This window comes from Rubripirellula amarantea (assembly GCF_007859865.1).
Lineage (GTDB): Bacteria > Planctomycetota > Planctomycetia > Pirellulales > Pirellulaceae > Rubripirellula > Rubripirellula amarantea.
Window position 1 is genome coordinate 1,873,152 of sequence record NZ_SJPI01000001.1, and the last position, 12,995, is coordinate 1,886,146.

A 12,995-nucleotide genomic window follows, 5' to 3' on the forward strand; every position below is an offset into this window, starting at 1 on the left:
GGATCAGAAGGCAATGCATGATTCATAAGGTTCGCGACCGTAGTGTTGTGATTCGGCTCACTACTGATGCGAACCAAGTTCATTTCAAGGGGAAAGGATTTAAGAACTCGTTGGACAGACGACTTGGGTAGCCAGCTTTTGAGCCCAATTTTCGATCTGTTGATGCAACGTCCTCGAAAGGGTGTCGTTTCCAATAACCCACCCTTCCGTTGCCCTTCCAAATATGGCCAAGCTGCCCGCGTCACCGTTGGCGCATCCTGCTTGATCGACCACCAAGCCACCGGAAATTTGGTCGCGTTTGACCACCCCTGTTTCAACCAAATCTGCCAGAAGCCCCGACGGCTGGAACTCGGACGGAGACGCGAGAACGGCATTCAAACGTCTTTCTGATTCTAGCTGTGCGGCAAGGTTCTCGTCTTCGTTGGCTAGAACGTGACAACAGACATGTTTGCTCCGCAACAGGCTTAAGATCATACCGACGCTTTCCGCAGGTGGTCCAAACGCGATGCGTTCCATCTCGCAGCGTGTTCGATCGTAACATCGCCAACTTTCGGACTCTAATCCCCCGTAGCCGATCAATTCAACGAGTTCCGGATACAGTTTTCGCCATGATTCGCCAATGGCGAAAGGAATATCCTTGGGACGTTGTCCAGTGGCAACCCAGTATGACTGCAGCATCGCTCTTCGCGCACTTGCGGCATCCATCTTGTAGTGCAACCAACCCCGATACCAATTGTCGACATGCTGCGATTGGTAGTTCTGGCCCGCCCGATTAAGCAACGCCGCTGCAGCGGTGGTGACGATACGCCAAACGTCGTTTCGGAAATGCAGTTCGCCGTGGCGAGACTTGCGATGCATCAATTCCTCTTTAAAGGGCTGCCAGAAATCGGATGTAATAGGTTCCACCTTCGCGGTAGGCTTCGCCAGCATCGGGCGTCCTGAGCGTGAATACACGTCAATTCGTGAAGGCTCATCTAGACTTGGAACATACGAGGGCAGTCGCGGACCATCCACAAACTCACCATCTCTTCCTTGAGTCAGCATCAGGATTGCATCGATGGCGGTGAGTCCGAATCCACGGATCGAAACGCGAGATCCCGCAGGAATGCGTTCCTTTGACAATTGTCTTTCCACAGGGAATACGAAGGATTCACAAGGTTCTTCAACGTTCGAATCGCTAACCTTTGACCCGCGTATTCCTTCATGGCCGGTCGTAATGACCACGTGATCGTAGTGCCGCGTATCAGACTCGTCGCCAATCGACCAACCTTTGGAAGTCTTAGCGATTCTTCGTACGACCGTCGGTTTCCATTCCACCAAAGCGTGTTGTGACAAGTTCTTCCAAACGGTCGTGAAGCATTCATGCAAATATTCCCCGACCACTGCTCGAGGTACGAATTGATCCGCGGTCGCCCATTCAGGCCGATGCTTCGAGAGCCAGCCGATCAAAGATTCCGATCGACGTGAGGGAAGGTTCGTGTCTGTTTTCCAAAAGTCAACGAACTGTGTCGCGAAGTTCATCCGCAGGACATGCGATTGAGAAGGATCGTACACTCGGCCAGCGCCTGGCTTGCTAGCTGGTTCGAACAGTGTGATTTCTAAGCAACTTAGCTGGTCCGTTGTAAGTAGCCGAGACATCGCCTCGAGACACTGTAAGCCCCGAGGGCCGCAGCCGACGATTGCAATGCGGAAACGGTCACTATTGGATGTGGACCGCGTTGAATCGACAACGTGACGATTTGTAATTACCGAGCTCATCGTTTGCACACTTCTCTATCTACTAGGAACGAGTCTGATTGAACCAATTCAGCCAGACGATTCGAAGAGCAGCCAAGTGACTGTTCTACCCATTGATCGTTAAACACCGTATCGAGATACCGTTCGCCGGAGTCATGCAGCACTGCGACGCATCGTTTACCCTCAAGTTGATACTGCAAGCGACCGACTGTCATTAGCACTCCTCCGGCAGACCCGCCTACCAGCATCGCTTCCCGATCCGCCACTCTACGGCAACCGACGACGCACTCTAAGTCGGTGACGCGTTCGATCTGGTCAAATGACTGTCCCATCGCAAGCTTGGGAATCTTTCCAGCACCTAACCCGGGAATTCGGCGAGTTCCTGGCGAGCCACCAAAAAGAGCACTACCAATTGAATCCACCGCGATGACTTCGGTGTCGCGTCCCCGATGCCGTAGGTAATCTCGGCATCCTTGTGCGGTACCCGTGCTGCTTGTCGCGACCAGCAGCACGTCAAAGTCGCCATCCAACGCTTCGTCAATTTCTCGGATTGTGCCGTCGTAGTGTGATCGGGGGTTATCCGAGTTGGCGTACTGATTGGGCCAATAACTGTTGGGATCCTCTTCGAGTAACTTGCAAACTCGCGCAATTCTTGCTGCCAGAAAATCGCCATGCAGAGGATCGGAAACCATTTCGATTTGGCCACCGAGAGCTTTGATGATGCTGAGATTCTGCGACTGCGCTCGTGGATCGACCACACAAATAAATCGCAAGCCGTAGTATCGACAGGCTTGGGCTAACCCGATTCCCATATTGCCCGATGATGACTCAATGATGGTCGATTCGGAACCAATGTCGCCACGACGAATTGCCTCTTGAATCATCCGAAAGGCTGGTCGATCCTTTGCGCTGCCGCCCGGATTGGATGATTCCAATTTAACCAGCAGATCGATTGAATTTTGACCAAGAAAAGAATTAAACCGTATCAACGGAGTACAACCAATTGCATCGAGAACGCCATCGGAAATACGTGAACACCGCTGTTTCATTTTGGTAACGATCGCTGGGGTAGATTAACGCTTCGAAGTTAAAGCTAACCCGTTGAACGCAATCGACGTGCCAAACTGTTGGATAAGAGTAGCGATCTGCGTTGGACTCCCTCATGCCATTGACGTTGTTCAATCAAAGAACTGGCGTTTCATGGATTTCGCCTTCCGACACAATCCAGGCCTGATCGCCTTTCGCCAACTCCACCACGTGTGTACCGGTGAACTCACCGATCGCAGGAAGCACCATGCAACCTGCGGAATGCCAAAAACACGAATGCTTGCCAAACGATTCTCTGTTGATGACCAGACGCACCGCCGGGTGAATGTGACCGCATAGGAAGAGGTCAGCACCCGGGGGAACCGGTCCGGGGACGTGGCCTAAAGACACTCCTTCAATCGTGATGCCGGGTTCAACGATTTCGATAGGCCATGATGATGGTAGATCGCCAACTCGAGCATCATGGTTTCCACGCACAAGGGTGATTCCAACATCCGCAAACCGATCCATGAAAGATTCCAGTGAACGCGTCACATCGTGAGATAGTGACGATCTGGCATGAAACATGTCACCCAGAATCGTCAATCGTGATGCTTGGGTTTGCGTCAGCATGCCGGCAATCATCGCCAACGTGCCCTCGGTGCTGCCTACGGGAACGGGGATGCCGTGTCTGCGAAATGTCGCAGCCTTTCCAAAGTGAGTGTCCGAAACGAATAACGTTTGTTGATCGGGCCAATACATTCCTCGATCAGCCAAGAGCTTGAATTGATGATGAGCTAGTTGGACGTTGATCGAGCTTGGCAAAGATATTTCCCCGAAAGATTAGCAATGATAGTTCAATCGCGGCGAAGTCCTCGCCGCAACAAAGACGCGAGCGGATCGCTGATTCGGCTAAGTGCGTGCCGACTCTTCCAGGTCGGCTTGCATGCGGGAAATCCGGTCGGCCAACGTCTCGCTGCTAACTCTCTCGCGAAGTTTGTCGACCAAAAGCGGAAAAGCAAAAGGCGTGATTTTCTCAGGCGTTTCAATCACGATCCGGCTCGCCGCAATTCGATCTAATGCATCCATCATACGTGTGGCCTCAAGCTGGAAATCGAGAACCTCACGTCGACTTTGTTCGATCAGAAGGTTGCCAGGATCGTATTGTGCGAACACGTCAAAGAACAAATTGCTGCTCGCTTGCAAGTGGCTAGAAGATTTGCGTTGGCCAGGAAATCCGGGTTGAATCAATCCGGCAACGCGGGCGATTTGACGAAACTGCCGCTTAGCCATCTCGGTTGCGTTCATGCATCTAAGGATGTCGTCTACAAGGTTTCGCGGCGACAGCACCCCGTGGCTAATTGCGGCAGCAAAGTCGATGTCGTGCGGCGACTGCAGCACGAAACCATGATCATTGCACGCCATCGTGAATGTTGTCTTTCTAAAACGCGAAATACGGTATGCCAACAGCGCGGCAAGCCCCTCGTGAACAAGTCGCCCTTCGAAAGGAAAGATGAAGATCTGGAATCCGTCTCGCGTTTTGATCTTTTCCACCAACAGTTCGTCTTCGCGCGGCAAACTACTCCACCGTTGCTGCACTTCTAGCAATCCGGCCAAAGACTTCATTTCACGCCCTATAAGTTGCCCCTGCGATGCCTCATGAATCTTTCGCCGCAGCGCCGCGCTAAGTTCCGTTGACAGTGGCATTCTTCCGCCCATCCAGCGCGGTACGGTATCGGGACCACCGGTGGCAAGTTTGACGTAGGCGGCGTTGTCACGAATACGCAACATAGAAACCAAACGGCCCGCAAACAGGAAACGATCTCCCGCTTTCAGTTTCGATAGAAAGCTTTCTTCAGCCGTACCAAGTGTTTTGCCTTTTTGAAATTTGACTTGCATCGAAGCATCCGACACGATCGTACCAATGTTCATCCGATGGGCAGTGATCGTTCGACGTTCAGTCACCTGGTGCTTGGCGTCAACGATTTTGACTCGGTGAAAATCCGGGTAAGCAGTCAGGGAGTCGCCACCTCGGACCACAAAATCGAGTACCCATTGCCATTCCTCGTCACTAAGTGATTGATAGGCCACGGTCGTTCGAACCTCGCTATGCAATGCCGACGATTCGAAGCCACCACCTATCGCAATACTGACGACATGCTGGGCGAGTACATCAAGCGGTTTGTTCAGCAGTCTGCGAGCCTCGAGATGTCCTTGTTTGATTGCGTCTTGCGCAGCGGCCAATTCAATCAACTCGATGGCATTCGTTGGTACGAATGCTAATCGACTGGTTGCGTCGGGTTGATGACCACTGCGACCGGCACGTTGCAGCAATCGAGCGGCGCCTTTGGGGCTGCCGATTTGAATCACCAAATCGACGGCCGTAAAGTCGACTCCTAGATCCAAACTGCTGGTGCATACCACCGCACGTAGTGAACCACCACGAAGTCCGTCCTCTACCCAACGGCGAACAGTCGTGTCGAGTGATCCATGGTGAATCGCAATCTGTCCCGCCCAATCAGGTCGTTGCGCAAGGAGGTGTTGATACCAAATTTCAGTCTGCGATCGAGTGTTCGCAAAGACTAGTGTGCTACCAACTTGCTCGATTAGTTCAGCCACCTGCGGAACCATTTTAGTTCCAATGTGACCAGACCAGGGAAAGCGATCAATGCGATTGGGAATCACCGATTCCAACTTTAGTTTCTTCTTGCGGTATCCTTCGACAATTCGAACAGGCCCCATTGGTGAGTTGCCAACCAAAGAGTCCAACGCTTGGTTCAAATTGCCCAGTGTCGCCGATAGGCCCCAGGTCCGAAGTTGCGGATTTAGTTTGCGAAGCCGTGCAAGTGCCAACTCCGTTTGAATACCGCGTTTGGTTCCCAGCAGTTCATGCCATTCGTCGACGATTACCGCCTCAACACCAGAAAGCTGTTCAAGAAGTTTTTCGTGGGTCAGCATTAGCGAGAGACTTTCGGGAGTCGTGACCATCGCTGTGGGCAAGCGTTTCAACTGTCTAGCCTTCATGCTCGCTTTACTGTCGCCGGTGCGGGATTCCAATCGCCACGGAAGCTGCAGGCCGTCGATGGGCTGACGTAAGGAGTTTTCGGTGTCACCGGCGAGTGCACGCAATGGGGTGATCCACAGCACTTTAAGCGGTGGCGGCCGTTTCGGATTCCACTTTGACGGATCCGGGTTCTCACGCATCCATTTGATCAAAGGGCCCATCCAAACGGAGAGCGTCTTTCCCGTTCCGGTGGCGGAATGAACCAATCCGCTGAATCCGTTTTGATAAGCTCGCCAGACGCTGCGTTGAAAACGAAAAGGTTTCCAGCCGATCGACGCGAAGTAATCATCAACTCTTTGAGCTGGTTTCGCTAAGTTCGCTCGTTTCAACATCAATTCGTTGTCGGGGGAATGTTTCCGGTGGGCTACCAATGGTCTGCTCGTTGCTACGAGGTACTCGGTTCGGTAGCTGGCAATAAGTCCATTAACTCTTGCAACGTATTTGCGTCGGCTGGTTTCTTGTCGTGACGCCAGCGAGCGATCCGTGGGAAACGAGTCGCGATTCCGCTTTTGTGGCGAGTCGATCGCCCTAGTCCTTCGAATGCGATCTCCATTACCAAAGTTGGTGTCACGCTTCGAACCGGCCCAAAGGATTCCTTCGTGTTCCGCCTAACGAAATGATCGACTTGTCGAATCTCTTTGTCATCCAATCCGCTATAAGCCTTCGCAACCGGAACAAGGGTGTCACCATCCCACAATGCGAAGGTGTAGTCGGTATACAAACTCGCGCGCCGGCCGTGACCTTTCTGCGCATAGATAAGAACGGCATCGATCGTGTAGGGTGCGACCTTCCATTTCCACCATGTTCCACGAACCCGTCCAACATCATACGGAGCATCAATGCGTTTGAGCATCAATCCTTCGGCGTTAACATCGCGACTGGATTCTCGAATCGCAGACCATTCTTGCCACGTATCCCCCGCAATCAATTCAGTTGCCTTCAGGTGAGGATGTGTAACACCGTCCAGAATCGACTGTAAACGCGAGCGCCGCTGAGCAAATGTCAGCGAACGGATATCCTCGCCATCGTGTTCAAGAAGATCAAATGCTTGAAACACAACGGGGACTTCCGTGAGCAACTTCTTGCCGACCGTCTTTCGATTGATTCGTCTTTGCAACTGCGTGAATGGCAATACTTCTCCATTTGAAAGCGATGCCAAAATTTCACCATCGATCACGGTGCCATCGGGCAATTCTTCAGCAGCGGATTCGATCTCGGGCCAGCGTTTTTCCATCAACTCTTCACCACGCGACCAGATGAAGGTTTGCGAGTCGCGACGAATGACTTGTCCGCGAATGCCATCCCATTTCCATTCCGCCACGAAATCGGTCGCGGGGCCAATCGCACCGACGTCTTGCTGCAAGTCAATCGGATGAGCCAAGCAGAACGGATAAGGCTGGCTCACAATAGCATCGTCGATGTCCTGGCGAATGAGCCGTTGATAGAACTCAATCGTCGGTTTCCAGCTCCCCATCAATCGGTGCGCAATGACATCGATGGGAACTTCACAATGCATTGCAATGGCTCGCGTGACCAATCGTTTGCTCACTCCGACACGGAAACCTCCGGTGACCAACTTCATGATCACCAATCGCAACTTGGTCGGTGTTTGTCGCCAAATATCTATGATCGCGTCGCGTTGCTCGTCTTCACTCATTGATTGCAGCGGATACAAACGGTCTTCAATCCAACGAGTCAAAGAGAGATCATCGACGAGTGAACCCGGCGGAACAACCAAGCATAAGGTCTCAGCCAAATCCCCCACCGCATGATAGGATTCGTCGAACAGCCAATCGGGAATTTGGGCTTCTTCCGCAGCCCATTCGCGAAGCAACTTAGTTGGGACCAATCGGCGCAATTTGTTTCCGGCTAGAAAGTAAATCGCCCAAGCGGCATCATCAGGCGATGCTGCAGCAAAGTAGTTTACCATCGCAGCAATCTTCTCGTTCGTCTTAGTCGTCGAGTCAATCGCTTCGAAAAGATCGGCGAAGCGAATCATTGTGTGTGCCCTTTGATGCAGGGTGATGAAAATTGCGTCGATAGCGGTTGCCAAATGGGAAATAGCATGCTGACCGTCTGGTTAGTGAGATTCATCTTCGTCGTCCTCCATTCGGCTTCGAGAATCGATCACTCTGGCATCACGTCCCTGTTCTTGCAGGTAACGGGCAACGACGGCGCTGTATCCATGCGTAACCCATACCTGTTCAGGATCGCAGAGTGCGATCGCTTTAAGCAACGATGGCCAATCGACATGATCGCTTACCACGAATCCGCGATCGACCGATCGTCGCCGACGGGTGCCACGTACGGCCATCCATCCGCTAGCCATCGCGGTGCTTACGCGGCCAAACTTTCGCATCCATGGGGTGCCATGAGCACTGGGAACCGCGACGACCATTCCGCCTTTCCAATCATGCTTTCCAGTGATTGAGCCAACGTAGGTCGTTGTCGGTAAGGTAATGCCGCTTCTTCGATAGGCATCGGTGCCCTTCTCTACGGCTCCGTGCGTATAGATCGGACCAATCGTCGGATCGAGACCGGCTAGCAAACGCTGGCTCTTCCCGACGGCGTATCCATACAAAACACAACACTTTCCGTCATCGCGGCTTTCCCGCCACCAAGCATTGATCGAATCCGTGATGATTTGGTCATCATCCCAACGATAGACGGGCAAGCCAAAGGTGGACTCCGTCACAAGCAGATCACAAGCAATCGGTTCCCAACTATCGCAGGTTGGATCACTGCCAAGCTTATAGTCACCCGTAATCACAGCAACTTTGCCACGATACTCTAATCGTACCTGCGCCGATCCAAGCATGTGACCAGCAGGATGAAAGCTGACCTTCACGCCATTGATGGTGATCGATTCGCTATATGGCAAGAACTGAAACTCCGCATCCTCGTTCATTCGCATGCGAAGCAATTGTTCGCAAGAGCTTGTGGCCAAATAATGTCGGCAACCCCAGCGGGCATGATCGGCATGAGCATGCGTGATAACAGCACGATCGACCGGACGTTGAGGATCGACGTAAAAGCCACCTGCGGAACAGTAGAGCCCCAGATCGGTTGTCTTGAGTAAGTCATTCATGAACCGGGATGCCCCATCGAGGAATCGGTCGATAAACTCACTTGTCTCAAATCAGAAACCAACTGCTGCCGCATTTGCAGTTGCCGTTGATGGTCCGGCATTCGAAGGATCGCGGCTGGATGCCAAGTCGCAAGCGTGTTCAAGCACCATTCGGTTTGCCGTCGTCGGCCACGATCCTTTGTGATGCGGAAATCTCGCCCGAATAAGGCTTGAGCTGCCGTAGCACCAAGGCAAATCACGAACTCAGGCTTGATGGCAACTAGTTCCGCTTCCAACCACGGTCGACACGCAAAGACTTCACGCGAGTTCGGTTTTTGGTGAAGCCGTCGTTTTCCCCGCGGTGTGTCCGTTTCGGTGAACTTAAAATGCTTCACGACATTCGTAATGTAGATTTCGTCACGTTTAACGCCCGCAATCTGCAAAGATTCGTCTAGCAACTGTCCCGCAGGACCCACAAACGGATGGCCTTCTCGGTCCTCGCGGTCACCCGGTTGTTCACCGACGAAGACAACTCGTGCATTAGGTGGACCCTCGCCGAAAACAGTCTGGGTCGCATGCTGATGCAATGGACATGCTCGACAGCACTCCGCTGCTTTCTGCAGTGCCGGCAGGTCAACAAGTTCTGGCATGAACTTCGTCGCGGTTTCAGCAAAGCCTTCATTCTGCTCAATCATCGTCTCCACACGAGCGGGAGCCTCGCGGAGCAGATCATCAATCAACGAAGCTTCCGGCAACGTCGCCCAATGTCGCACCGGCATCTCTCGCTTCATGGTTGCGACTTTGACACGAGCAGGGTTGAAGATGGATGCGTAGTAGGTCTTCCAAAGCGTTTCCAGTTCATCGCCGCTAGGAGCTTCCGACGATGGCACCCCTGGACGATAAGCAAGAGACTTCTGATCCCAGATTGCTGATTCATCAGGTGTCATGATGGACCAATTCATCGCTTTGAATCTTCGTGCGAAAAAGGGAGCCGCTAAGCGAACGATTCGATGGTCGGGGCGATGCCATGCCACAAATTGTTCGGTAGCGTCGTCGGTGACCAATTTGCGAAAACGTACAAACGCTTTCATCTTGTGAACGTCCCGGGTTACCGCCTTGTTCATCTGGTTCAGGGCGTGAACATCATCGTCCGTCGTGATCTCAAGCAAATGACGCTGGTCGTGAAGGATCCTCCAGAGCGTGCGATAGAGCAAAGACCATCGTCCAGCATCACGATGACAAGCGACCGTTTCCGCCAAAGTGAGGAAAGTCTTGGGCACCGAGAATGGTCGAGTGCCAATCGAAGATGCCTTGGGAATTGAAGCTTCAGGCGACTCAGGCCCAAACAAGGATGGCTGATTCTCGGCGTCGGTCCATTGCACTTCCATGGGCGACACATCGTTGGAAATCAATCGTCGCGCGTGTACTCGCCACTGGTCGAAATTGTCAGCATTTACAAATTCCATTGTCGTTCTCAGACCTCTCCCGAAAGGGCTGAGGCTGCAGCGTCGAACAAAAGCAATTGTTCTTGCTTTGGTTTTGCTTTAGCACGAAGGTCCACCTTGTCTAAATCAAGTAGCGCAGCATTGTGGTCAGCGGTCAGGACGAAGAACTTGGCTCGATTCCAAGCCACCCTCAACTTCTTTAAATCCTCAGTCCGAAGCGATTGATAGCGACGCACCCTTAGGATCCGTTTAACATTACGGGCACCGATACCAGGAATACGAAGCAATTCTTCGCGACTTGCCGTGTTCACATTGACTGGGAAAAAGTGTCGATTTGCCAGAGCCCACGCGAGTTTCGGATCAACGTCGAGGGACAAGTTTTGATCTGCTTCCGCCACAATTTCTGCAGCACTGAATCCGTAGAACCGCATCAGCCAATCTGCCTGATACAAGCGATGTTCGCGAACCAACGGCGGCGATTGACCGGGTAATCTTGCATCGGCATGCGGAATAGGGCTGTACGCTGAATAGTAAACTCGTCGCAGCTTTTGTCCGGTGTACAACTGAGACGCCGTTTTGAGGATCTCAACATCGGGCGTACTGGTCGCTCCGATAATCATCTGCGTGCTTTGCCCAGCCGGCGTGAAGCGAGGTGGCTTGAAACCCGATTTACGTTCTTGAGAAGTCTCGTCGATCTTGTCTCGGATTCCCCGCATCGCGTCCACGATTTGAGGCTTCTTCTTTTCGGGGGCCAACTGAACGAGATCGCTTTCGGTTGGGAGTTCAATATTGACGCTTAGCCGGTCTGCCCACCGCCCAGCCTCCTCAATCAAAGCCTGAGACGCATTCGGGATGGTCTTCAGATGGATGTAACCACCATATTGTTCTTCGTTGCGAAGCTTCTTCGCGACGAGAATCATCTGTTCCATTGTGTAGTCGGATGTTTGAATGATGCCCGAACTTAGGAACAGCCCCTCGATATAGTTCCGCTTATAGAACTCCATGGTCAACGAAACGACTTCTTCGACCGTAAACCTTGCCCGCGGCGTGTCGCTGGAGATTCGATTAACGCAGTACTGACAATCGTAGATGCAGTAGTTCGTCAGCAGCAGCTTCAGTAGCGAAATGCATCGCCCATCCGGGGTGTAGCTGTGGCAAATCCCCATGCCCTCGGTGCTTCCAATTTTGCTTTCCGCTCTGGTCGTTCGCGACCCGCTGCTAGCACACGACGCGTCGTACTTCGCTGCATCTGCAAGGATGGCTAATTTTTCTTTGGCGTCCACAAGACCCGCATTGAATAGAGAAGTTCCTCGCTTGAGGAATACTGAGTGTCATACCGAAGTCAACGACGATAGTGGGGTGCAAGCAATCGTCAGAAATTCCGCCAAAATCGTTCGGTATTCACGTCTGCAGGACCAGCGTTTTTAACCGCAAAGTCGATCAGCGAATAACACCCCGATTTCTAGGAAGCATCTGCCGTTTCGCGGTCGGCTTCGTCGATGGAATCGGCCTCTAATCCGTGCTCATCTTCGGCACGTTCCAAGCGTTCATCGGCCTCGGATTCGTCCGCAGCTTTCTCGGGAAGCGGTTCATGTTCAGCCCGCTTGTCTTGGTCAAGTTGCAAGTCCACGAAAATAGGAAAGTGGTCTGAACCCACGAAGGGCAGTCGTTGCAGATCACGCAAGGAGAAATGCGTCGAGTGAAAGACATGGTCCAAAGGAAAACGCATCCATACGTGGTCAGCGTGGAATGAGTTGTACAAACCTCGGCCACGACGAGGGTCTAAAAGACCGCTGAGCCGCAAAAACAACCGGGTCGTTTCTGACCAAGCGACGTCGTTCAAATCGCCACCGATGACAGTAGGAAGCGGCTCGTCCGCCAACTCTTCACTCCATAGAACCAGTTCGGCGTCACGGGCAGTTGAATCGTTGTCCCGCACGGGTTCCGGCGGTCTCGGGTGGACGCCTACCACGCGAACTCGATCTCCCGACTGCAGCTCAACGATAGCATCGATAGACGGCACGTCGTCCTGGACTAGAAAACGGATATTGCTTTCGAGGATGGGGAGCCGTGAAAGCATCGCAAGCCCGTACCAATTGTCTTGAGGATAGACAATCTGATTGGGATAACTCGACCGCATTTCCTCGATTACCGCTGCCCAACGGTCGTCCACTTCGGCAACAAGGACGACATCTGCATCGGCGGAAAGAATGACCTCTCGCCAACGATCGAACTTGTCGTTTTCCATCTCAAGATTGCTAAGCAAAACTCGCAATCGTTTTTCATTGGTTTGTTGCGGCGATCCCGGTTCGGGTTCCCAAGTTTTGACCTGGGTAGACGCAAGCGGTGTGTAGGGAAGAATACGGAATGTGTGCCATGTGAAGATCGCAACAGACACCACGACAACACCAATTGCGGAAAACTTCGCGAGTTCACCCGCCAAACCATTGACCACAAGGAAAGCAAACGCCGAGACAACCGCAATGGTCACAATTTGAACGCGTGGATAATCCCAGTTCCTAATGAACCAGTGCGGGCTAGACGACAGTGGCAAGAGCGATCCCAATACCAGTACCGAAAGCAGGCTGTAGATTAGAAAGTTAAATACGGTAAGCATTGTTTTCGCTTTCGGTGATAGTGTTGCATCGTCGTGTCG

9 protein-coding genes are annotated in these 12,995 nt (G+C 52.5%); all 9 read right to left on the minus strand.

Annotated features, from left to right (window positions below; all coding sequences use genetic code 11):
- Positions 1-99: 99 nt before the first annotated feature.
- Positions 100-1,758 (minus strand): FAD/NAD(P)-binding protein, encoded by a 1,659-nt coding sequence (locus tag Pla22_RS06795; RefSeq protein ID WP_146513939.1) that lies wholly within the window; start codon positions 1,756-1,758, stop codon positions 100-102.
- The gene (sbnA, locus tag Pla22_RS06800) at positions 1,755-2,786 is read right to left on the minus strand and encodes a 2,3-diaminopropionate biosynthesis protein SbnA (RefSeq protein WP_146513940.1); all 1,032 of its coding nucleotides are present in this window, start codon (positions 2,784-2,786) and stop codon (positions 1,755-1,757) included. Before sbnA ends, Pla22_RS06795 begins: the two co-directional genes overlap by 4 nt.
- A gap of 133 nt (positions 2,787-2,919) precedes the next feature.
- On the minus strand, positions 2,920-3,588 hold the full coding sequence (gene pdeM / locus Pla22_RS06805) for a ligase-associated DNA damage response endonuclease PdeM (protein ID WP_146513941.1): 669 nt from the start codon (positions 3,586-3,588) through the stop codon (positions 2,920-2,922).
- An 87-nt stretch (positions 3,589-3,675) separates the two neighbouring features.
- Positions 3,676-6,159, minus strand: coding sequence for a ligase-associated DNA damage response DEXH box helicase (locus Pla22_RS06810; protein ID WP_146513942.1), 2,484 nt, complete (start codon positions 6,157-6,159; stop codon positions 3,676-3,678).
- A 53-nt stretch (positions 6,160-6,212) separates the two neighbouring features.
- Entirely contained in the window at positions 6,213-7,826 is a 1,614-nt protein-coding gene (locus tag Pla22_RS06815; RefSeq protein WP_146513943.1) for an ATP-dependent DNA ligase, read from the minus strand.
- A gap of 81 nt (positions 7,827-7,907) precedes the next feature.
- Complete coding sequence (locus Pla22_RS06820; protein WP_146513944.1) at positions 7,908-8,915, minus strand: ligase-associated DNA damage response exonuclease; 1,008 nt, start codon at positions 8,913-8,915, stop codon at positions 7,908-7,910.
- Positions 8,912-10,360: a UdgX family uracil-DNA binding protein gene (locus tag Pla22_RS06825; protein WP_146513945.1), complete on the minus strand. Its 1,449-nt coding sequence runs from the start codon at positions 10,358-10,360 to the stop codon at positions 8,912-8,914. The genes Pla22_RS06820 and Pla22_RS06825 overlap by 4 nt, the downstream gene beginning before the upstream one ends.
- Before the next feature lie 8 nt (positions 10,361-10,368).
- Entirely contained in the window at positions 10,369-11,622 is a 1,254-nt protein-coding gene (locus tag Pla22_RS06830) for a putative DNA modification/repair radical SAM protein (RefSeq protein WP_146513946.1), read from the minus strand.
- Between the two features lie 179 nt (positions 11,623-11,801).
- Positions 11,802-12,956 (minus strand): endonuclease/exonuclease/phosphatase family protein, encoded by a 1,155-nt coding sequence (locus Pla22_RS06835; protein WP_146513947.1) that lies wholly within the window; start codon positions 12,954-12,956, stop codon positions 11,802-11,804.
- Positions 12,957-12,995: the final 39 nt, after the last annotated feature.